Annotated in this window: 20 protein-coding genes and 1 tRNA gene; 9 read left to right on the top strand and 12 right to left on the bottom strand. The window is 72.5% G+C overall.

The features are described 5' to 3' along the window. The first annotated feature begins 19 nt into the window (after window positions 1–19). A complete protein-coding gene (locus ACZ3IG_RS18650) occupies window positions 20–1,384 on the top strand; it encodes a type III PLP-dependent enzyme domain-containing protein (RefSeq protein WP_467433249.1) in 1,365 nt (454 codons plus the stop codon). Window positions 1,385–1,579: 195 nt separating this feature from the next. Here the strand turns inward: ACZ3IG_RS18650 and ACZ3IG_RS18655 are convergent, their stop codons facing one another. Continuing rightward, window positions 1,580–2,164 (bottom strand): hypothetical protein, encoded by a 585-nt coding sequence (locus ACZ3IG_RS18655; RefSeq protein WP_467433250.1) that lies wholly within the window; start codon window positions 2,162–2,164, stop codon window positions 1,580–1,582. Window positions 2,165–2,274: 110 nt separating this feature from the next. Then, entirely contained in the window at window positions 2,275–3,120 is an 846-nt protein-coding gene (locus ACZ3IG_RS18660) for a MurR/RpiR family transcriptional regulator (protein WP_467433251.1), read from the bottom strand. Window positions 3,121–3,273: 153 nt separating this feature from the next. On the opposite strand from ACZ3IG_RS18660, the gene ACZ3IG_RS18665 reads away from it, so the two are divergent. Then, complete coding sequence (locus ACZ3IG_RS18665; protein WP_467433693.1) at window positions 3,274–3,684, top strand: hypothetical protein; 411 nt, start codon at window positions 3,274–3,276, stop codon at window positions 3,682–3,684. 380 nt (window positions 3,685–4,064) lie between these two features. Here ACZ3IG_RS18665 and ACZ3IG_RS18670 read toward each other — a convergent pair whose 3' ends face one another. Then, window positions 4,065–5,453, bottom strand: coding sequence for a cystathionine beta-synthase (locus tag ACZ3IG_RS18670; protein WP_467433253.1), 1,389 nt, complete (start codon window positions 5,451–5,453; stop codon window positions 4,065–4,067). A gap of 171 nt (window positions 5,454–5,624) precedes the next feature. Here ACZ3IG_RS18670 and ACZ3IG_RS18675 point away from each other — a divergent pair, with 171 nt between their 5' ends. The 3 genes from ACZ3IG_RS18675 to ACZ3IG_RS18685 all read left to right on the top strand — a co-directional run bounded on the left by ACZ3IG_RS18675 (window position 5,625) and on the right by ACZ3IG_RS18685 (window position 9,199). Next, the gene (locus ACZ3IG_RS18675; RefSeq protein ID WP_467433254.1) at window positions 5,625–6,650 is read left to right on the top strand and encodes an SGNH/GDSL hydrolase family protein; all 1,026 of its coding nucleotides are present in this window, start codon (window positions 5,625–5,627) and stop codon (window positions 6,648–6,650) included. Between the two features lie 270 nt (window positions 6,651–6,920). Continuing rightward, complete coding sequence (locus tag ACZ3IG_RS18680) at window positions 6,921–8,141, top strand: acetyl-CoA C-acetyltransferase (protein ID WP_467433255.1); 1,221 nt, start codon at window positions 6,921–6,923, stop codon at window positions 8,139–8,141. A gap of 278 nt (window positions 8,142–8,419) precedes the next feature. Continuing rightward, window positions 8,420–9,199 carry a hypothetical protein gene (locus ACZ3IG_RS18685; RefSeq protein WP_467433256.1) on the top strand — a complete coding sequence of 260 codons (780 nt, stop codon included), beginning with the start codon at window positions 8,420–8,422 and terminating at the stop codon, window positions 9,197–9,199. A gap of 38 nt (window positions 9,200–9,237) precedes the next feature. Here ACZ3IG_RS18685 and ACZ3IG_RS18690 read toward each other — a convergent pair whose 3' ends face one another. Further along, window positions 9,238–9,549, bottom strand: a complete 312-nt coding sequence (locus tag ACZ3IG_RS18690; protein ID WP_467433257.1) for a hypothetical protein — start codon at window positions 9,547–9,549, stop codon at window positions 9,238–9,240. Window positions 9,550–9,652: 103 nt separating this feature from the next. Between ACZ3IG_RS18690 and ACZ3IG_RS18695 the strand changes: the two genes are divergently transcribed. Continuing rightward, entirely contained in the window at window positions 9,653–9,883 is a 231-nt protein-coding gene (locus ACZ3IG_RS18695; protein ID WP_215170508.1) for a DUF4287 domain-containing protein, read from the top strand. 74 nt (window positions 9,884–9,957) lie between these two features. Here the strand turns inward: ACZ3IG_RS18695 and ACZ3IG_RS18700 are convergent, their stop codons facing one another. From ACZ3IG_RS18700 to ACZ3IG_RS18730, 7 genes are all read right to left on the bottom strand, one after another. Further along, window positions 9,958–10,845, bottom strand: a complete 888-nt coding sequence (locus tag ACZ3IG_RS18700) for a Bax inhibitor-1/YccA family protein (protein WP_215170506.1) — start codon at window positions 10,843–10,845, stop codon at window positions 9,958–9,960. Window positions 10,846–11,010: 165 nt separating this feature from the next. After that, complete coding sequence (locus ACZ3IG_RS18705; protein WP_467433259.1) at window positions 11,011–12,186, bottom strand: 4-hydroxybenzoate 3-monooxygenase; 1,176 nt, start codon at window positions 12,184–12,186, stop codon at window positions 11,011–11,013. 660 nt (window positions 12,187–12,846) lie between these two features. Then, window positions 12,847–13,983 carry a hypothetical protein gene (locus ACZ3IG_RS18710; protein WP_467433260.1) on the bottom strand — a complete coding sequence of 379 codons (1,137 nt, stop codon included), beginning with the start codon at window positions 13,981–13,983 and terminating at the stop codon, window positions 12,847–12,849. Further along, window positions 13,980–14,918 carry a lactate/malate family dehydrogenase gene (locus ACZ3IG_RS18715; RefSeq protein ID WP_467433261.1) on the bottom strand — a complete coding sequence of 313 codons (939 nt, stop codon included), beginning with the start codon at window positions 14,916–14,918 and terminating at the stop codon, window positions 13,980–13,982. Before ACZ3IG_RS18715 ends, ACZ3IG_RS18710 begins: the two co-directional genes overlap by 4 nt. Continuing rightward, window positions 14,915–16,138, bottom strand: a complete 1,224-nt coding sequence (locus ACZ3IG_RS18720) for a phosphotransferase (protein ID WP_467433263.1) — start codon at window positions 16,136–16,138, stop codon at window positions 14,915–14,917. The genes ACZ3IG_RS18715 and ACZ3IG_RS18720 overlap by 4 nt, the downstream gene beginning before the upstream one ends. A 318-nt stretch (window positions 16,139–16,456) precedes the next feature. Continuing rightward, window positions 16,457–17,035, bottom strand: a complete 579-nt coding sequence (locus ACZ3IG_RS18725; RefSeq protein ID WP_467433265.1) for a hypothetical protein — start codon at window positions 17,033–17,035, stop codon at window positions 16,457–16,459. Further along, on the bottom strand, window positions 17,032–17,496 hold the full coding sequence (locus ACZ3IG_RS18730; protein WP_467433266.1) for an ATP-binding protein: 465 nt from the start codon (window positions 17,494–17,496) through the stop codon (window positions 17,032–17,034). Before ACZ3IG_RS18730 ends, ACZ3IG_RS18725 begins: the two co-directional genes overlap by 4 nt. Window positions 17,497–17,695: 199 nt before the next feature. Between ACZ3IG_RS18730 and ACZ3IG_RS18735 the strand changes: the two genes are divergently transcribed. Together ACZ3IG_RS18735 and ACZ3IG_RS18740 are read left to right on the top strand one after the other, a co-directional pair. Continuing rightward, window positions 17,696–19,006, top strand: a complete 1,311-nt coding sequence (locus tag ACZ3IG_RS18735; protein ID WP_467433268.1) for a hypothetical protein — start codon at window positions 17,696–17,698, stop codon at window positions 19,004–19,006. Beyond that, window positions 19,003–19,557: a GNAT family N-acetyltransferase gene (locus ACZ3IG_RS18740; protein ID WP_467433270.1), complete on the top strand. Its 555-nt coding sequence runs from the start codon at window positions 19,003–19,005 to the stop codon at window positions 19,555–19,557. The genes ACZ3IG_RS18735 and ACZ3IG_RS18740 overlap by 4 nt, the downstream gene beginning before the upstream one ends. A gap of 402 nt (window positions 19,558–19,959) precedes the next feature. Here the strand turns inward: ACZ3IG_RS18740 and ACZ3IG_RS18745 are convergent. Continuing rightward, window positions 19,960–20,043: transfer RNA gene (locus ACZ3IG_RS18745), tRNA-Leu, on the bottom strand. A gap of 433 nt (window positions 20,044–20,476) precedes the next feature. On the opposite strand from ACZ3IG_RS18745, the gene ACZ3IG_RS18750 reads away from it, so the two are divergent. Next, the gene (locus tag ACZ3IG_RS18750) at window positions 20,477–21,247 is read left to right on the top strand and encodes an ABC transporter ATP-binding protein (RefSeq protein WP_467433271.1); all 771 of its coding nucleotides are present in this window, start codon (window positions 20,477–20,479) and stop codon (window positions 21,245–21,247) included. The last annotated feature ends 80 nt before the right edge of the window (window positions 21,248–21,327 follow it).

Genomic DNA, 21,327 nt, shown 5'->3' on the forward strand with positions numbered 1-21,327 from the left:
GGGTGTTTGGCTGGGCCGCATGAGTGATGACGACGGCAACGGTGAGCGGCGGGCGGCGCGGCGGGACCGGGCGGTCCGGGCGGCCGTGGAGCAGGGGCTGCTCGGGCCCGGCACACCCGTGCTGGCGCTGCTGGACGTCACCGGCATCCGGGAGTCGGCGGCGGCGCTGCGGGCGGCGTTCACGGCGGTGACCGCGCCCGGTACGCCCGTGCTGCACGCCTTCGCGGTGAAGGCGGCGCCGCTGGTGCCGGTGGTGCGGCTGCTGCGGGACGAGGGCATCGGCGCGGAGGTGGCGAGCCCCGGCGAGCTGGCGCTGGCGCGGGCGGCGGGGGTGCCGGCGGAGCGTACGGTGCTGGACTCGCCGGCCAAGACGCCTCAGGAGCTGCGCGAGGCGCTGGCGCTGGGGATCGCCGTCAACGCGGACAACCCTCAGGAGCTGGACCGGCTCGACGGCCTGCTGCGGTCGGCCCCGACCGCCTCGCCCCTCGGCCTCCGGGTGAACCCGCAGGTCGGCGGCGGCTCCATCGAGGCGCTCGCCACCGCGACGGCGACCTCGAAGTTCGGGGTGGCGCTGCGGGACGAGGGGGCGCGGGAGTGGGTGGTGCGGGCGTACCGGGACCGGCCCTGGCTGACCCGGCTGCACGTGCACACCGGCTCCCAGGGCATCGCACCGGCCCGGATGGCCGAGGGGGTGGCGGCCGTGCATGCGCTGGCCGAGGAGATCAACCAGCGGTGCGGACGGCGGCAGGTCGACACCGTCGACATCGGCGGCGGACTGCCGGTGAACTTCGCCTCGGAGGCGACGACGCCGACCTACGGACAGTACGCGCGGGCGCTGCGGGAGGCGGTGCCGGGGCTGTTCGACGGGCGGTACGGGCTGGTGACGGAGTTCGGGCGGTCACTGCTGGCCAAGCACGGCACGGTGGTGGCGCGGGTCGAGTACACCAAGAGCGCCGGGGGCCGGCCGGTCGCCGTGACGCACGCCGGGGTGCAGGTGGCGACGCGCACGGTGTACGCGCCGGACGCCTGGCCGCTGCGGATCGCCGCGTACGACGGGGCGGGCCGCCCCAAGGAAGGGCCACCGGTCGTGCAGGACGTGGCGGGCCCCGCCTGTTTCGCGGGGGACCTGCTGGCGACGGGGCGGGCGCTGCCGCGGCTGGAGCAGGGGGACCACGCGGCGGCGCTGGACACGGGGGCGTACTACTTCGCGCATCACTACGCGTACAACTCGCTGGCGCGGCCGGGGGTGTTCGGGTTCGCCACGGACGGCGCCGGGGACGTGCGCTTCGCAGTGGTACGGCAGCCCCAGTCGCTGGAGGAGATCGTGACCGAGGCAGGCGGAGCACACGTGGACGCCTTGACGTCCCCACCACCGCCCAGGTGACGCCCTCAGGGGCGCGGGGAACTGCGCGCCCGGCCACGACGCACCCGCACCGGCCCTCTCACCGCACGCCCCGGCCACCCCCGACCGCCCTCGGCCTCCCCCGACCACCCCCGACCACCCTCAGCCTCCCCCGACCACCCCCGACCACCCTCAGCCTCCCCCGACCACCCTCGACCGCTTCCGACCGCCCCGGCGTCACACCAGCGCCGCCGTCTTCCGCCGCGCCCCGCCCGGAGCGGCGTCCCCCGCCGCGATCCCGGTCCCCCGGTACGCCTTGACCGCCTTGCCCGCGGGGCGGCCCGCCCTCCGGTCGAGCCAGTCGACCCGCACCCACAGCAGCGCGTCCCCGGCACGCTCCCGGCGGCCGAGCCACGCCGCCTTCAGCCACAGGCCCACCCCGCAGCCGGCCAGCAGCATCCCACCGGCCGCCGGGACGGCGAACGCGCTGCCCAGTGCCGCGAGGAAGGCGAGCAGCAGCCACCAGCGATGCCCCCGGCGCCAGTTGCGCGAGGTCACCGCCCGGTCCTGGAGGACGTCGTGCTTCCCGGCGCGGGCCGCCGCACCGGCCAGCCGGGTGTACCGCTTGCGGCGGACGTACGCCACCACGAGGGCGGCGATGATGAAGAGCGCCGCTCCGGACAGGACACCGATCCGGCGCCCCGTCGGTCCCGGCACCAGTACGCCGATGCCCGCCGCCATCACGCCGAGCCACCACATGGGTGCCGCGCCCGCCCGTACGACGACGGCCACCCGGGCCAGCCCCTGTCCTCCGCGCGCCACGTCTGCCTCCCGTCACATCTGCCAAGCGTCCGAGGGGTGTGCGAGGACGGCAGATTAACGGCGCAAGGTGAGACGAGTCTGAGAGCGCGCGGCGCCGCGCCGGGGCCCCGTCAGTCCACGAACAGCCCCCGCGCCGCCGCGTGGGCGTCGAACTCCTCCAGGCGCGCCTGGGCGTCCGGCAGGTCGTCGCACATGGCCTCCAGCAGCACCCGGCCCAGCAGCATCGGCGCGCAGGCGGTGTCGAAGGCGAGCCCGGTGCCGACGGCGGCGGGCAGCAGCAGGTCGGAGACCTTGGCGACGGGCGCGAAGGCGGAGTCGGCGACGGTGACGACGGTCAGCCCGGCCTCCTTGGCGTGGGCCAGGGCGTCGACGACCTCCCGGGGGTGGCGCGGCAGCGCGAAGCAGAGCAGCGCGCTCGCCCCGGCCCGTACGGCGCCGTCGATCCGGTCCTGGACCATCGAGCCGCCCTCGCCGAGCAGCCGGACGTCGGGGTGGACCTTGGCGGCGAAGTAGGCGAACCCCTGCGCCTGGGCGGCGGCGGCCCGCAGACCGAGGACGAGGAGGGGACGGCTCGCCGCGAGGAGACGCCCGGCCTGCCGCACGGGGCGGGGATCGGCCAGTGCCTCGGCGAGGTGCCGCAGGTTCTCGATCTCGGCCTCGACGGCCTGCTGGTACTCGTTGCTGCCGGCCCCGGTCTCCGGCACCGGCTCCGCGGGGGCGACCTCGCGCAGGTGCCGGCGCAGGTCCGGGTAGCCGTCGAAGCCCAGGGCGACGGCGAAGCGGGTCACGGACGGCTGGCTGACCCCGGCCAGTTCGGCCAGTTCCACGCTGGACAGGAACGGCACGTCGGCGGCACGCCGCACCATGCTGTGCGCGATGCGCCGCTGGGTCGGCGTCAGCCGGTGCCCCTCGAACAGCGCCTGCAGCCGCGCGGCCGGACTGCCGGTCGTACCCATGACGCGCTCCCCCTCCGATCCCGTCGCCCCGGTCCAGCCACCTTATTCAGTATCCCCCCTCTCTGCATACGCCCATGCAGTCAGCCGCGAACCCGGGGGCTAACCCCAGTGCGACGGGCACCCCCGCTCCGTAGCGTGGACGGCATGACGGGAATGGACGCGCGCGACGCCGAGCTGAAGAGGGAACTCGACGCGACCCTGCGGGCGCGCAGGGAGTTGGGGGAGGACTACGACTCCGCGCTGGTGGAGTCGTTCCTGGAGAAGGTCGACCAGCGGATCGACGGCGCGGTCGAGCGGCGGGTGCGCCGGCAGTTCGCCGAGCAGCAGATGGTGTCGGCCCGGGACTCGCGGGGCCCCAGGGCCACCGACACCTTCGGGGAGCGGTTCGGCTTCGGCATCGTCTCGCTGGTGCTGGCGGTCCCGCTGTCCGCGATCGGCGGGGGCGTCGCGGACCTGCCGGGGCTGCTGGCCGCCTGGGCCGGCATCGTCGGGGTGAACGTCGTGCAGGCCGCCCGGACCAACCCGGGACTGTTCCGCGGGCGCGGCCCCCGCGGGACCGACTGACGGCCGGTCGGCCGACCAGGCGGGAAGCGGGCGGGCGGCGGGCGCGGGGAAAGTCATGCGCGGGGACCGCCGCACCCCCGTTGCCGGGGGGCGGGACGACGGCGGTCCCCGCGAGGGACACGGTGCCGGGTCAGGCCCGGGCGCCCGCGTCCTGGCGTCCATGGAGGTCCGGGAGCCGCTCCGGAGGTCCTTGGCGCCGTTCGGTGCCGGCCGGGACGGGGAGCCGCTCCCGTTCCCGCCGACATCCACCAATGTGCCTGACCTGTGTTAAGCGTGTGCTGCGCGAACGTGACGCCCGCGTACCAGTTCGGGAAGACCTGACAACCCGGCATCCACCGCGAGTTCGCCGCCGTCACCCGCCGTTCACCGGTGATTTTCCGTTACTTCCCCGAACCGGCCAGGAAGGACAGCAGGTCCTGACGGCTCACCACCCCGGTCGGCTTGCCCTCGACCAGGACGATCGCGGCGTCGGCCGTGCCGAGCACGCTCATCAGGTCCTCGACCGGCTCGCCGGAGCCGACCTGCGGCAGCGGCGGCGACATGTGCCGCTCCAGCGGGTCCTGGAGCGAGGCCCGCCGGGTGAACAGGGCGTCGAGCAGTTCGCGTTCCACCACCGAGCCGACGACCTCGGCGGCCATCACGTCCGGATGTCCCGCGCCGGGCTTGACGATCGGCATCTGGGAGACGCCGTACTCGCGCAGCACCTCGATGGCCTGACCGACCGTCTCGTCCGGGTGCATGTGGACGAGGGAGGGGATGGCGTCGCCCTCCTTGTGGTTGAGGACGTCACCGACGCGGGCGCTGGGCCCGGAGTCGTCCAGGAAGCCGTAGTCGGCCATCCACTCGTCGTTGAAGATCTTCGACAGGTACCCGCGTCCGCTGTCCGGGAGGAGTACGACGACCACGTCGTCCTCGGTCAGCCGCTCGGCGACCCGCAGCGCGGCGACCACCGCCATGCCGCAGGAGCCGCCCACCAGCAGGCCCTCCTCCTTGGCCAGGCGCCGGGTCATCTGGAAGGAGTCCTTGTCGGAGACGGCGACGATCTCGTCGGCGACCTCGCGGTCGTAGGCGGTCGGCCAGAAGTCCTCGCCGACGCCCTCGACGAGGTACGGGCGTCCCGAGCCGCCGGAGTAGACCGAGCCCTCGGGGTCGGCGCCGATCACCTTCACCCGGCCGTCGCTGGCGTCCTTGAGGTAGCGGCCGGTGCCGGAGATGGTGCCGCCGGTGCCGACGCCGGTCACGAAGTGGGTGATCCGGCCCTCGGTCTGCTTCCACAGCTCGGGACCGGTCGAGTGGTAGTGGGAGAGCGGGTTGTGCGGGTTGGAGTACTGGTCCGGCTTCCAGGCTCCGGGCGTCTCACGGACCAGCCGGTCGGAGACGTTGTAGTAGGAGTCCGGGTGCTCCGGGTCCACGGCGGTGGGGCAGACGACGACCTCGGCGCCGTACGCGCGCAGGACGTTGATCTTGTCCGTCGACACCTTGTCCGGGCAGACGAAGACGCACTTGTAGCCCTTCTGCTGGGCCACGATGGCCAGGCCCACGCCCGTGTTGCCGCTGGTCGGCTCGACGATCGTGCCGCCCGGCTTCAGTTCGCCGCTCTGTTCGGCGGCCTCGATCATGCGCAGGGCGATGCGGTCCTTCACCGAGCCGCCCGGGTTGAAGTACTCCACCTTGGCCAGGACGGTGGCCCTGATGCCCTTGGTCACGCTGTTGAGCCGCACCAGCGGGGTGTTGCCGACGAGGCTGATCATCGAGTCGTGAAATTGCACCGTTGTCTCCGGATGCCGCAAATGTCTGGTGATGATGGTTCCGCCGGCCAGCCTATGGCCTGCCGACGCCGGGCGGCCCCGGGACGGTCGTTCACTCCTCGTTGAGATTGGGCGACGGTCCGTACAGGGCAAGTAGGGGATGTACGGCTCGTGAGGAGGTGGCGGCGACGCATGACGAGCATGTCGAGGGCGAGGGTGGCCCGGCGGATCGCGGCCGGCGCGGCATACGGCGGCGGCGGCATCGGCCTGGCCGGCGCGGCGACGGTCGGCCTGCTGCTGGCGGAGGTGCAGCTGGCCAGGCGGCGGGTGGGCATCGGCACGCCCACCCGGGTGCCGAACGCGGAGGGACTGTACGGCGGGGCGTTCCCCACGGCCGGTGAGCCGCCCCTGCGGCTGGTGATGCTGGGCGACTCCACGGCGGCCGGGCAGGGCGTGCACCGGGCCGGGCAGACGCCGGGGGCGCTGCTGGCGTCCGGGCTGGCGGCGGTGGCCGAGCGGCCGGTGGAGCTGCGGTCGGTCGCGTCGCCGGGGGCCCGGTCGGACGACCTGGGCCGGCAGGTGGCGCTGGTGCTGGCGGACCCGGTACGGCTGCCGGACGTCTGCGTGATCATGGTGGGCGCCAACGACGTGACCCACCGGATGCCGGCCACCCGCTCGGTACGCCATCTGGCGGGGGCGGTACGGCGGCTGCGCACGGCCGGCGCGGAGGTGGTCGTGGGCACCTGTCCCGACCTGGGCACGATCGAACCGGTGCGGCAGCCGCTGCGCTGGCTGGCCCGGCGGGCCTCACGGCAGCTCGCGGCGGCGCAGACCATCGGCGTGGTGGAGCAGGGCGGGCGCACGGTGTCGCTGGGCGACCTGCTGGGCCCGGAGTTCGCGCGCAACCCGCGGGAGATGTTCGGCCCCGACAACTACCACCCTTCCGCGGACGGGTACGCCACCGCCGCGATGGCGGTGCTGCCGACGGTGTGCGCGGCGCTCGGCCTGTGGCCGGCCGAGGAGGAGCGTCCCGACGTCTCCCGCCGCGAGGGCTTCCTGCCGGTGGCGCGGGCGGCGGCGGAGGCCGTCGACGAGGCGGGCACGGAGGTCGCGGCGGCGATGCCGACGGGGCCGCGAGGGCCTTGGGCGCTGCTCAAGCGGCGGAGGCGGCGCAGGGTGCCGGAGACGGAGCCGGAGCACACGGCACAGCCGTCCTGACGCGTCCCCAGTCCAGCCCACGGCCCTGGCCCGGGCCCGGCCTCACCTCTGCCCCTGCTCCTGCCTCTGCTCCTGTCCCCGCCCCTGCCCCGCCCCTGCCCCACTCGACCCCTGCCCCAGTGCCGCCCACCTCTACCGTAAAAAGCAAGCGCTTAGTACATTGCGGCCAGGGTCACACCCCCGCCCCCGTGACCTGACCTCTACGTACGGGTAACTTCCCAGGCAGTCATGCAGTCCAGCCGCCCGTACGCGAACGCCAATGGAGCCGTGATGCCCGAAGCCGTGATCGTTTCCGCCGCCCGCTCCCCCATCGGCCGCGCCGGCAAGGGCTCCCTCAAGGAGCTGCGCCCCGACGACCTGACCGCCACGATCGTGCGGGCCGCCCTCGCCAAGGTCCCGGAGCTGGACCCGAAGGACATCGACGACCTGATGCTCGGCTGCGGCCTGCCCGGCGGCGAGCAGGGCCACAACCTGGGCCGGATCGTCGCCGTACAGATGGGGATGGACCACCTGCCGGGCTGCACCGTCACCCGGTACTGCTCCTCCTCCCTCCAGACCAGCCGCATGGCGCTGCACGCCATCAAGGCCGGCGAGGGAGACGTCTTCATCTCGGCCGGCGTCGAGATGGTCTCCCGCTTCGGCAAGGGCAACTCCGACGGACTGCCCGACACGCACAACCCGCTGTTCGCCGAGGCCGAGGCCCGCACCGCCGCGGTCGCCGCCGCCGAGGGGTCCACCTGGCACGACCCGCGCGAGGACGGCCTGCTGCCCGACCCGTACATCGCGATGGGCCAGACCGCCGAGAACCTGGCCCGCGCCAAGGGCGTCACCCGGCAGGACATGGACGAGTTCGGCGTCCGCTCGCAGAACCTCGCCGAGGAGGCCGTCAAGAACGGCTTCTGGGAGCGCGAGATCACCCCCGTCACGCTGCCCGACGGCACGGTCGTCAGCAAGGACGACGGCCCCCGCGCCGGCGTCACGATGGAGGGCGTCGCGGGCCTCAAGCCCGTCTTCCGCCCCGACGGCATGGTCACCGCCGGCAACTGCTGCCCGCTCAACGACGGCGCCGCCGCCCTCGTGATCATGAGCGACACCAAGGCCCGCGAGCTGGGCCTGACCCCGCTGGCCCGGATCGTCTCCACGGGCGTCTCCGGCCTCTCCCCGGAGATCATGGGCCTCGGCCCGGTCGAGGCGTCGCGGCAGGCCCTCGCCCGCGCCGGTCTCACCATCGGTGACATCGACCTGGTCGAGATCAACGAGGCGTTCGCCGCGCAGGTCATCCCCTCCTACCGGGACCTCGGCATCCCGCTGGAGAAGCTGAACGTCAACGGCGGCGCCATCGCCGTCGGCCACCCCTTCGGCATGACCGGCGCCCGCATCACCGGCACACTCATCAACTCCCTTCAGTGGCACGACAAGCAGTTCGGCCTGGAGACGATGTGCGTCGGCGGCGGCCAGGGCATGGCCATGGTCATCGAGCGCCTCAGCTGACGTTCGGTAGCCCCTGAGGGACCCCCCGTGACCCCCGGCCCGGAGCCCTGGAAACCCCAGGCCCCCGGGCCGTTCCGTGACCCAAACTCCCCCAGGATGTGACCTATCTCGCTCGCCCCGGTGATTTACGCAGGTCAGGCCGGACCCACCGGCCTCACCGGCCCCGCCGGGACCCAAAGTCATGTCCGTTTCGTGACGTTACGCACTGACAGTGGCTCGGTCCGCCCATCAAGCTGATGTAGGAAGTCGGGGGTCGACTTTGAACCGGGAGTACGTCAGTGAGCGCCACATCGATCGCCCTGCTGCTCACCACGGCAGCCACCGGCGCCGTGGGCGTCGCGGTCCTGCGCAGCGTGCTGGTGCTGCGCCGCCAGGTCGCGGCCCTGCACACCGAACTGGCCGAGAGCAACGCCGCGGCCCTGCGCGGCCGGGTGCCCGCCGCCCGCACCGCGGCCGACACGGACGAGATACGCGCCGCCGTCGCCGCGGCGCTGGCCGAGGAACGCGAGCGGGAGCTGGCCGAGGCCCGCGCGTTCTGGGCCGCGCAGGAAAGCCGCGACGCCTCCGACGCCCCGCTGCTGCTGGGCTTCGCCGACAGCGAGCCGTTCCTGCCCCACCCGGCCGACCTGGCGGGTCTTGAGCCGGTGACGGAGCCGGGCGCGGACGCCGACGAGCCGTCCCCCGACTCCGCCGAGCTGGCCGCGGCCCGCCGCCGCCACCCCTCGCACCCGGACTTCGTACCGAACCCCTCCCCGGTGAACGACCACGAGCGCACCGTCACCGCCCTGGAGGAGCTGGCCGCCGGCCGCGTCGAGCTGGCGGACGTCCGCCCGGGCCCGCTGGGCACCCTCGACGTCTACGTCTTCGCCGACGGCACCACCCTGTGCATGACCCCGGGCCACCGCGAGACCGCGGACCGCCTGGCCGCCGCGCTGCGCGCGGGCGACACCCCGGTCCTGCTCGGCGGCTCCGGTGTCTCCGGCGCCTACGCGCTGACCTTCGCCTGCGGCGAGGAGAGCGTGTACGTACTGGCGGACCGCGTCATCGCGTCCCTCTAGGCGCCGCGGGGTCCCCGGCCGTCACCCATGTCCGGCCCTCACACCCCGGCGCGTTTCTGCGCCTCCGCGACGAGCCGTACCGCCTCCTCCACCTCCTCCTCGCTCTTCAGTACGAGCGCCAGGTCGTGCCCGGCGACGGTGATCTGGTCGGCGGCGGCGAACATGCCGGCGTCGGGCATCACCCGGGGCTCGGCGGCGGGGTCCTCGGCGAGCTGGGCCCGCCGGGACAGCTCCCTGGCCAGTTCCAGCGCCTCGGCGGCAGCCCCCCGTTGCAGTCTGCTCTGCGGGGCGGCCCGCAGACGGTCGGCGAAGTGCTCCAGCGCACCGGTCAGAGGCGTCGTATCAACCACGGCGTGAGCGTACGCGGCCCTCCGGGACTGTTGCCAACGGGCGAACGCTCAGGCACGGTGAGCTGAAGGACCGGCTCACATCCCCTGTCGTCCGGAGGCGCCGATGTCCCATGTCCTCTCCGAGGAGACCCATCGCAATCTGCTCGCCCGCATCCCCCACTGCACCGGTCGTGAGGTCTCCGACTGGTTGCGCACCGTCGAAGAAGGCCCGGCTCTCTTCCGCTTCGAGGAGAAGGTCAGCTGGCTGAGGCACGAGTACGACCTCGCCTACGGCCACGCCAAGGCCATCGTCCACGAGTACGACCTGAGAAGGGCCGCGCGCAGGCTGCGCTGAGCGCGACCGGACACGCGAAGGGCCCCGGGCGGCGTGCCGCCCGGGGCCCTTCCTCACGCGTCTCACACGGTGCGTCAGTCGCTGCTGTTGAGGATCGCGATGAGCCGCAGGAACTCCAGGTACAGCCACACCAGCGTCAGGGTGAGGCCGAAGGCCGCGAACCAGGCCTCGTTGCGCGGAGCGCCGTAGGCGATGCCGTCCTCGACCTGCTTGAAGTCCAGGGCGAGGAAGCAGGCGCCGAGGATGACGCCGATGACACCGAAGAGGATGCCGAGGCCGCCGCTGCGGAAGCCGAGGCCGTCACCGCCGCCGAAGACCGCGAACAGCAGGTTGACCATCATCAGCAGTACGAAGCCGAGCGAGGCCGCCATCACGAAGCCGACGAAGCGGCGGTTGACGCGGATCCAGCCGGCCTTGTAGGCCACCAGCACGGCGGCGAAGGTCGCCATCGTGCCGATCACGGCCTGCATGGCGGCGCCGTCGGCGATGCGGTTGTCGACGACGCTGGAGACGACGCCGAGGAAGACGCCCTCGAACGCCGCGTAGGCGAGGATCAGCGCCGGGGTGGGCGTCCGCTTGAAGGACTGGACGAGCGCCAGGACCATGCCGATCAGGGCGGCGCCGATGGCGATGCCGTAGGACCGGCCGATGTTGGCGTCGTCGACCGGCAGGAGGGCCCAGGAGAGCGCGGCGGTGACGATGAGCACGCCGAGCGTGCTGCCGGTCCGCAGGACGACGTCGTCGATGGTCATCCGGCCGGTGGCGGCCGGCGCCTGCGGCGGAGCGCCGAGGTCCGTCTGGGCATACGGGTTCTGCGCGTACGGGTTGCCGGTCGGCTGGGCGTACGGGTTGGCCTGCGTGGCGACGGCGGGTCCCCCGGCCTGCGGCGCGGTGTTGAAGCCCGCGTAGCCGTTGTCGCGGCTGAACCCCCGTCGCGAGAAGACCGGGTTTCTGCTCCTCATTTCACTCCTCCATGGCCACCGTGCGTGGCCTTGGCTCAAGAGTAATAGAACGGCAAAGGAATGACCCTAGTGCTTGGGGAGGATCTTTCCCTCGTCCTGCGAGAGAACACGCTGTCCGTCCGGGTGATTCCCCTCACCGGTCCCGGCTTCCCCTTCGCCGGCCCCTTACGCGAAGGGAAAGCCGGTGTACGCCTCCGCGAGGTCGGTCTCGGCGGCGCGGGAGGCGGTGACGCGCTCCAGCCGGGCCAGCTGGAGGCGGCCGTCGAAGCCGGTGGCGCCGGGGTCGGGGTGCAGCAGCGTCGTCATGTCGTAGGAGAACCGCTCGGCCTGCCAGACGCGGCGCAGGCAGGTGGCGGAGTAGGCGTCGAGCAGTTCGCCGGAGCCGGTCTCGCGCCGGTGGACCAGGGCCCGCGCGAAGGTGACGACGTCACCGACGGCGAGGTTCAGCCCCTTGGCGCCGGTCGGCGGCACGATGTGGGCGGCGTCGCCGGCCAGGAAGAGCCGCCCGTGCCGCATGGGCTCGTGGACGTACGACCGCATCGGCGTGACGGACTTCTGGGTGACGGGGCCCCGGCGGAGCGTCCAGTCGTCGTCGGTCTCGAACCGCCGCTCCAGCTCGTCCCAGATCTCCTCGTCGCCCCACGCCTCGGCGTCCGTGCCCTCGGGCACCTGGAGGTAGAGGCGGGAGACGGACGGGGAGCGCATGGACAGCAGGGCGAAGCCGCGGTCGTGGCGGGCGTAGACCAGCTCGTCGTGCGAGGGGGCGACGTCGGCGAGGATGCCGAGCCAGCCGAACGGGTACGTACGCTCGAACGTCTGCGCTATCGCCGCGGGTATCGCCTTGCGGGCGACGCCCCAGAACCCGTCGCACCCGACGACGTACTCACACTCCAGCACGTCCTCGGCACCGTCCCGCCGGAACCGCACGCGCGGACTCTCGCTCTCCGCCCCCTCCACGGCCAGTGCCTCCGTCTCGAACAGCAGCGGGCCGCCGTCCTGGAGCTGGAGGGCGATGAGGTCCTTGCACACCTCGGTCTGGGCGTAGACCGTCACGGACCGTCCGCCGGTCAGCGCCGGGAAGTCGACGCGGTGCCGCTTCCTGCCGAACCGCAGCTCGATGCCGTCGTGCCGCAGCCCCTCCCGGTCCATGCGCTCGCCGGCGCCGGCCGCGCGCAGTACGTCCACCGTCCCCTGCTCCAGGATTCCGGCCCGCTGCCGCCGCTCGACGTACTCCCGGTCGCGGCTCTCCAGGACGACCGAGTCGATCCCGGCGTTGTGGAGCAGCCGGGCGAGCAGGAGTCCCGCGGGGCCGGCTCCGATGATGCCGACGGTGGTGCGCATCGGTCGTTCCTTCCGGTTGGCGTCATTGCCGTCTTGTTCGCACAGTGAAGTTTTCTTCACTTATGACTGCCGTGAGTTTCCGGCCGGGTCCGCCCGCTGTCAAGAGAAGGCGCGTGCCGGACGGTGGATCGACAGCAGCAGCGGCCGGGCCCTCGCGGACGCTGTCCTGGAGACCGGCTCGCTCGACCGGCTCCGAGCCGCCCTCGGTGAAGCGCAGCGCTGACCGAGCCATCCGGTCGTCCGGGGCAGTGGAGGACGGCCGGGCGCCGCGCGAGAGCCGACCGTGCCTCGGCGTCGCCGCTGTCCCTTGTCGCGGGCTCCGAACTCATGCCGACGAAGCAGCCGCCCGCCTGCGGCCTCAACGGTCCACAGCAGCCGGGGGCAGGAGGTCGGGGTGCACGGGCTGATCGCGGCCTCACGCCGCTGCCCCGCCACTCGAGAATCCCTGAGCGGCACCCCCTTCAGGAACACCCGGTCCTGTTCGGCGGCGAGGACGGAGGCGACCGGGGGCGAGGAGGTCGAGGAAGTCGAGGCGGGGGGAGGCCGGTCACGGAAGCCCTCGCGGTGATGCGGTGTCGGACAGGCGGCAAGCACGCGGCCCCGGCCGCGAGGCACGGCCGGAGCAGCACGAGAAGGGAGAGGTGTACACCTCTCCGAGGGTCAGGCCCAGCCGGTCACCTTCGCCAGGAAATCGGCATTGCCGTCGATGTCGTGACCGAGGACGACCGCGTGATGCGGGAGCCTCGCCAGGAGGCCGAGCACCCCGTGCCGGGCCTCGGCCACGCCGCCGCCGTCGTCGACCCGGGCGAGCTCGAAGACGTCGGGGTACCGGTCCTCGGTCTTGCCCGACATGAAGTCGCTGTCGGTCAGCCCCCGCCCGTCGCCGTTCTCGACGGCCGGGGTGGCGTCCCGCTCGATCCTCGGGAACACAAGCGCGCCGGCGACCCCGCCCGTGGCGAGCGGTACGCCGAACCAGTTCGGGAACTGATCGGGGAAGACCTGCGTCTTCAGCTCCTTCCCGCCCTCCCACAGCGGCTCGCGGCGGCCGGCGCGCAGCGCCTCGGTGACCTGACCGTCCTGTGTCGGGTGCAGCGACTCACCGGCCTCCAGCCGCTCCTGCACCACCTCGAACCAGCCGAGGCCGTCGAGCAGACCGAGGCCGAGCGCGGCGGCCGACGGCCAGGGCAGGACGGCGACGCCACCACTGTCGTTCGGGCGGACGAAGACCCGGTCATTGGCCAGCAGCGCGAGCCCCTTCCGAGCCGCGAGGGCGAGAGCGGTCGTCGTCTTGCCCGCACCCTTCTGCCCGAAGGTCAGGATGACGCGCCCCTCGTGCACGACGGCCGACGCGTGCAGTACCGTCCAGCCAGACCGCAGCAGTGTCCCCCGCATCACCTCACGGGCCAGGCGGGCGGTCGCCGTGGCGACCGGCTCGGTGTCGCAGCCGATGACCGTCAGGCTCCCGGCCGCGGGCTCGGACCGGTAGGCCAGCGCCTCCTCGGGGGAGACGCCACGGATCACGCCGGCGGCCTCGTCGCGGGCGAGGAGCATCTGAGCCTTCGCGTAGACGGCGCTCGTGTGGGGCGCCCGCGTGACCTCCAGGGCGGCGTCGGCGTACGCGCCGGGGCTCACCTCGGCGACGACGACAGGCCCCGCACAGACGCTGTCCGGGGCCACCTGGGCGGCCTTCCACCACTGACCGAAGTAGCGGGCCGCCCAGTCCGTGACGGCGCGCTCAGCAGACAGGACGGTCACGGAGGCGCCGGCGGCCTCCAGGCGTACGGCGTGAGTGGTCACGATGGGTTCCTCTCTGACGGAAGCGGTGGAAGCGGGACGCCGCTCACCAACTGGTAGGCGGCGCGGAGTTTGCTGCGGGCGGCCTCCAGCTCGCCGGCCTCGACCAGGTCGAGTGGAGGGATGGACGGTACGGGCTCGCCGCGGGTGAACCGCAACGGGATTCCGAGGAAGTCGTCCCCGTACGCGGTCGACAGCTCGGTCACCCCGTCCTCGACAGCGAGCGCCAGGCGCAGGGCGGTGACGACGGCCCCGGCCGGGCCGGATCGGGTGCGGCCGATGCCGGCGTTGATCCGGCCGGGCCGCTGGATGAGCTCGTCCCTGATCGCCCGGATCGCCCGAAGGGGGACAGGAACGGGCTCGCCGTTGACGGTGGTCGACGAGGCGCACACCACGGCCGCCTCGCCGTGCTCGCCGATCACATGCCCGTTCACCGCGGCGACGGGGACTCCGAGCAGCCGCGCGAGGGTGAGCCGGTAGCGGGCGGTGTCCAGGCCCGAGCCGATACCGAAGACCCGCCGACAGGCGGAGGCCTCGGCGAACCGGCGGGTCATCAGGTCGACCGGGTTGGTCACCATCAGCACCGTGCCGGCGTACTCGTGCAGCTCGGCGGCGAGCGCACTGATCAGGGGCGCGTTGGCCTGCGCCCCGCCCATGCGGACGTCGCTGCCGCGGGCGGTGACGAAGCTCGCCCGGACGGCGATGACGACGGCGTCGCAGTCCCGCAGGTCGCAGGTTGCCGCAGCGGTCGGCCGCACGGGCGAACCGACCGCCGCCTGCATGTCGGCGAGGTCGTCGGCCAGGGCGCCCGCCTGCTCGCCGGTGCGCGAGGCGACGAGCAGCCGACAGCCGACGCCGGCGGTTACGAGCGCACCGCCGACGGCCTGCCCGACAGCGCCGCTCCCGATGAGGCCGACGGCCCCCGACCCGGGCGTCATGCGGCGACCGCCCAGACGTGGCCGAGCGCACGCTCCCACGAACCCGGGCCGGCCGGCCGTTCGGCGAGGTCGGCGCTCACCTCGTCGACGAGCCGACAGACCGGGCCGGCGCGGTTCACAAGGGCGAGCGCGAGGGCGGGCACAGGCAGGGCCGCCGGCGCGGACAGGTAAGTGGCGAGGATGTTGACCGTGTCCATCATCCAGAGCGTCATCAGGCCCCGCTCCCAGGCCCGGCGCTCCCGGCCGGACAGTTGTCCGGCCTGCTGATCGGTGAACGCGGCGATGCCGCCGACGACCTGACGCGCCGTCTCGGGGCCGGGGCGGCGGGCGGCGAGCAGGAGGACGGTACGGCTGATCATCTTGGCGGTGTCGACCATCGGGCTCGCGCGGAGGATGCCAGGGTCGAGCAGCACCGGCCGCTCGTCGTGCCCGTCCGTGAAGATCACGTGCTCGGGCTTCAGGTCCCCATAGGCGAGGGACGTCCCGACCGAGCCGGGCAGCATCATCCGCAGCTGCCGCAGCCGTACGACGCTGCGCCGCGCGAGCTCGACGACCTCGGCCCGCGGCCCCGGCTCGCACCGCTCCGCCCCGAGCATGTCGAGATAGGTCTCGCCCGACAGCCCGTGGAATTTCCGCAGGAACGTACCGGCGATGGACCGCTCGCCGATCGCGCCACCGGGCGCGAGGCGGCGGGCAGCGCCCGGCCGGTGCAGCGGGTGCAGCTCGTCGAAGGTACGGACGAGCAGGGCGCAGGTGTCGGCCGGTCGCGCGAGCAGCACTTCCCCCAGGGACGGGCCGGTGACCGGCTCGGTGAAGATGACGCCCTCGCTCATGCCGGCGACGGTGCACACCTGGGGCCGGTCCATCTGGACGAGGACCTGGAGCTGCGCGGCCTCGCGCGTCATCAGGCCGTCGAGCTGCGTCGCGTACGCCTGCTGAGCTCGGCGGACAGCGGGCCAGGGACCGCAGGCGCCCCGGAGCAGGGAGACGAGGGAGACGCCCAGGATCGAGGTCTTCGCGTACAGGACCCGGCCGCCGACGCGGGTCTGGTGCACGTAGCCCGTGACGCTCGGGACGTGGCGCTCCAGGGTCACGGGCTCGCCGGGCCATAACCCGGCGGCGGCCCGGTGGATCGCAGCGCAGGCATGCCCGAACACCTCGGCCAGGTGCGGCCGGGTGATCTCCGGGCGAGCTGAGACAGCATCGACGTCGACGGTCACGAACGCCTCCTCGGAAGAGGTCTGGTTACCGCCCCGGCCGTGCTGGGTCGAGCAGCACGGCCGAGGCGGCGAAGGGGGTTGGTGCCCCGGGCGTCACCGAGCGATTCGCCCGGAGCCCCGTGTCGGCCGTCAGGAGGTGACGGCCGGGAACCGCGGCCTCGCCCCGGCCGCCGGGTGCTACGGGAGCACACCGGGCCTGTTCCTCCGGTCTCGGGCGACCGGCCGGGGCGAGGGGTCAGCGGACCACCGCGACGACGAGCACGCTCACCAGCGAGGCGCCCGTCACCACGGCGGCGACGATCTCGATACGGGCCGGGATCACAGCGGGCCCTGCCGCACGACGCGCAGGTGCCGGCCGGTCCCGCCCTGGACGGCCGACCGCCAGCAGGGCTCACAGGCGTGCAGCCCCCCGCCCGTGCCGGCGTCGGACTGGTACCGGCCGAGGCGGCGGCCGTGTCTCGTCGGCGTACCGCACCAGAGGCACAGCGATATCGGCTGCGCCTCGGTGAGCGGACCGACCACGGATTCGACCGCGAGGCGCAACGTGTCGGGGTCGGTCGTCCAGCGCTGCCGGGTCGGCACCCTCAGCCGGCGCATCCCGGCCCGGTAGCCGTCGATCGCGCACACCAGCATCTCGACGCCGGCACGGTGAACCCCGGTCCCCGCGACCGTCGCGTCGGGCCAGTTGTCGGCGCCGCCCGCCTCGACCACCCCCATCAGGCGGGCGTCCGGCTGGTCTTCCCTCACCGGCCCGCAGTGGATACCGAGGATGTCGAGGACCTGCCGCTCCCACTCCGCCGGCACCGTGACGGCGTTCCATGTGCCGTCGACTCGCACCCAGGCGAGGGGCTGCCCCTCGGGCAGGCAGGCCGGGGTCACCGCGAGGGCCGTGCTCACTTCGCGGTCACCTCCGCCCAGACGCTTTTGCCCCAGGGCAGCGGGACGACACCGACCGCGCTCGCCACAGCCTGGACCAGGAGCAGGCCCCGGCCGCTCTCCGCGAGGTCGTCGACCTGCCGCAGCTTCGGCTGCTCGCGGCTCTTGTCGATCACGGCCACCCGCACCCGCCGGTGAGCGGTGCGCTGGACGTTGACACGGATAACGTCACCTCGGGCGTGCTTCGCGGCATTCGCGACGAGCTCGGTCGCCACCAGGTCCATCTCGTCCTTCAACTCCATCAGTCCCCAGCCCGCGAGGATCACCGACAGCATCCGGCGCGCGTCGACGCCGGCGAGCTCATCGCGCTGCATGATCGCGGTGAACGTCGGGTAGCCCGTCGCGTGCGCGACCGGCTGCCAAGACGCTGAGAGGCGGATGTCCAGACCGCCCCGGTCACGGGTCTCTGTAGTGCTCGTCATGCTTGACGCCCCCAACCGGCTGTCCTGCGTTCGTTCGTGGCGGGCCGTGACAGCGCCCGCACTGTCAGCCAACAGTTCTTCGACCAGCGCGTGCGGACGTCCGGGCGGACATCAGGGCGGACTTTTCCTGAGGATGCGGACATCCGATGTCCCGGCAGCCGCTACGTTCGGTAGACGAGCGGACGAGCGGAGTTACGACGTGGCCGACGAGCTGACCGTGTTCGAGCAAGCCTGCATCGCTGAGGGCTGGGACCAACCAGCCAAGTTCGTCAGGGATTTCGAGAAGACCGCGGCTTTCCTGGGCGAGCCGGTCACCGTGACCGCCCGTCACGTCCGGCGCTGGATGCGGGAGACGCCTCCCCCGAGCCCGCGCGCCCGGCCATGGCGAGTCATCCACGCGATGTTCGGCGTCGACCCGATCGAACTTGGTTTCCTCAATCCGCCGCCCGGTGCCACCGTGAGAAGCACAGCGCTTCTCGAACAGGAAGGCACCAACGTGCACCGACGGGCTTTTCTCGCAGATTCCATCGGCGCCACCGCGGCGATCGGCCTGCCCTCGACCACTCCCCTCAGTACGCCGCCGAACTCCAACGGGGCCGTCGGTACCGCCCACCTGCTGGAACTGCGGGAAGGACTTCGGTCGCTCTACCACCTCGATGACGCATACGGCGGCGGAGATGTCCGCTCGCTCGCGGTGAAGCACCTGCGGCGAGTCCGGCGGATCATCAACACCCGGCAGTACCCGGACACGATCGGGCGGCAGCTCAGGCTTCTCGCCGGCGAGACAGCCGAGCACTGCGCCTGGCTGTACTACGACGCCGACGACCAGGAGCAGGCCAGCGCCTACTGGGGCGAGGCCCTGACCACCGCGACGATGCTGCGGGAATCCGCCCTCGAAATCCTGGTCCTCGCCTCGCTCAGCATGCAGGCCAGCTACGAGGGCCGCCCTCGCGACGGCCTCGACCTCGCTCGGGCCGCCCAGGAGCGCGCAGCCCGGTACGGCTCACCGGTCCTGGAGTCGCTCATCGCCTCCCGCGAGGCCCGCGCCCTCTCCCTCATGCGAGACGACGCCGGGGCGCGCCGGCGCCTCGCCGAGTCAATGCGTCTGGTCGATCGGTCGGAGCGCGGACGTCCCTCACCTGAATGGGCAGCGTTCCACGGACACGCCGAGCTCGATTACGCCCAAGGGCTGCTCTACACCGAGTCCGGCCACCACGGGCGCGCGGTCGCATTCCTCAGCGCCGCGCTCGACCACCAGGACCGCACCTACGGCCGCAACCGGGCTCTGTACCGGCTGACTCTGTCCCGCAGCCTGATCAACGCGGGTGAGGTCGACGAGGGAGCAGCACAGGCCGTCGAAAGCCTGGGGCACCTCGACGAGGTGGAGTCCGGCCGGGTACTGCGTCGCCTGACCGAGGTCATCAGCCTTCTCGGCGAGGCCGATGCCGTCAGCGCACGGCAGGCCGCCGCAGAGCTGACCGAGTATGTTCAGGAGAGGAAAGCCGCATGACGTCCCAGGTGACGTACGCCAGGTACGACGGGCAGGACGCGGCGCCTCAGCTGGACGCGTTCGTGGCGGCGTACGAGGAAATCTACGCCGAGCCTCCATACCGTGAGGGCCCGAAGGACGTCGCCGGGTTCATCGAGCACTACGCCGTACAGGCTCGCAGGCCCGGGATGCGCCTCGTCCTCGCCCGCACAGGGGACGAGGTGGTCGGCTTCGCATACGGCTACTACCTCGCCCCTGAGACCCATTGGTGGGCGAACCTTCAGGACGTGAAGCCCCCGGCAGACTTCACCCGCGAGGACGGCCGGCGCACCTTCGTGATCATCGAGCTCGCGGTCCGCAAGACGTGGCGCCGCCGGGGAATCGCCGCCGCTCTGCATGCCCGGCTGCTCGACGGCGTGGACGCCGAGCGCGTCACTCTGACAGTACGGCCCGAGCCTGAAGCTGAAGCCGCGCGCTCGGCCTACCTTGCATGGGGTTACAGCCGGGTCGGGACGTCACACCCGTGGGAAGACGCTCCGCTGTACGACTGCATGGTCCGGCCCCTGTCATAGCCCTCAGCGTCGGGGATTGCCAGAGGCGCACCCTGGCGTTGCGGTATGCCCTTCCTCCCCGGCCACGGGGCAGCGCGTGCTGCCCTGCCCTGAACGGACAGCCGCGTCGACGAGGGGCCCGGCGGACCTGCCGAAGACGAGAGGCGTCGGCCTCGCGCTCGGCGGGCTCGACGTGATCCGGGCGAAGTTGAGCCTGACGACAGCCGGCACCCGCCCTCGAAGGTATTCGCCGAGCCGCCATTTCAGCGGGTCACTCGTGATCTCCCGTCGGCGTTCTCACGCTTCGCCGCGCACGCCATGGCGGGAGAGTACGGCACCGTGCGCTCACGGTGCACCCAAAAGCGGACAGACAAGCGACCCCTGACGAGCGTTCTACCTGGTCAAGGGCCGTGTAGCGGTGAGTGCCCGGAGCCGGACTCGAACCGGCACGCCCGCGAAGGGGCAGCGAGGTTTAAGCTCGCCGTGTCTGCATTCCACCATCCGGGCAGGCCATGGGCTCCGCGTCGAGGATCGAGCCTATCGGGGCGCATCCCCCGGACAGCGGAAGGGTGGACTGATGTTGTCTTATTTTATTGATGCCTGAGGGGTCATCAGCCACCCGAACAGACCATCCGCACTTGCCAATAGCCTTGCGTGCGACAGTGCGCCGCGCATGCGGAATGACGGAATTTCACCGTCCGAACGAGGGCGCTCCACCGGTTCTCGACCACGGCCGCCTCTGGGCCCCGGGCCCCGGGACGACGGGCCGTCAGGGCGCGGGGTCATTCGCAGGTATGACGCGAGCCCCCGGCGTCCATCCGAAGTCGACCCCCGGAACGGGAACAGCGGCTGACTACACGGCGTCCGGCGACCGGAACGATGGTTCACGATCCACCACACAGGATTCCTCCCCCGTCGTCGTCCTCACAGGAGCGCCTCCGTGACCACCGCAACCCCCATCGACCGGTCGACCGCCGTCGCCGCCCGCGCGGTGGAACTGTCCAAGATCTACGGCCAGGGCGAGACCCAGGTGGTCGCCCTGGACCGGGTCTCCGTCGACTTCCGGCAGGCCGAGTTCACCGCGATCATGGGGCCGTCCGGCTCGGGCAAGTCCACGCTGATGCACTGTGTCGCGGGGCTGGACACCTTCTCCTCGGGCTCGGTCCGCATCGGGGAGACCGAACTGGGCTCCCTGAAGGACCGGCAGCTCACCAGGTTGCGGCGGGACAAGATCGGGTTCATCTTCCAGGCGTTCAACCTGCTGCCGACCCTGACCGCCCTGGAGAACATCACGCTCCCCATGGACATCGCGGGCCGCAAGCCGGACAAGCAGTGGCTGGAGACCGTGATCGGGATGGTCGGGCTGGCCGACCGGCTGGGACACCGGCCCACCCAGCTCTCCGGCGGCCAGCAGCAGCGCGTCGCCGTGGCCCGGGCGCTGGCCTCCCGGCCGGAGATCATCTTCGGTGACGAGCCGACCGGCAACCTCGACTCCCGCTCGGGCGCCGAGGTGCTGGGCTTCCTGCGCAACTCGGTGCGAGAGCTGGGGCAGACGGTGGTGATGGTGACCCACGACCCGGTCGCCGCGGCCTACGCGGACCGGGTGATCTTCCTGGCGGACGGGCAGATCGTCGACGAGGTGTACGGGCCGACCGCCGACAAGGTCCTGGACCGGATGAAGCAGTTCGACGCCAAGGGCCGCACGAGCTGACCGTCCGCCCGCCCGGCCCACCGTCTGCCCGTCAGACCTTCAAACCGTCGGACCGTCTGCCCGGCCGCCTGCCCGTCTGA

It is taken from the genome of Streptomyces sp. NPDC016677 (genome assembly GCF_055562815.1).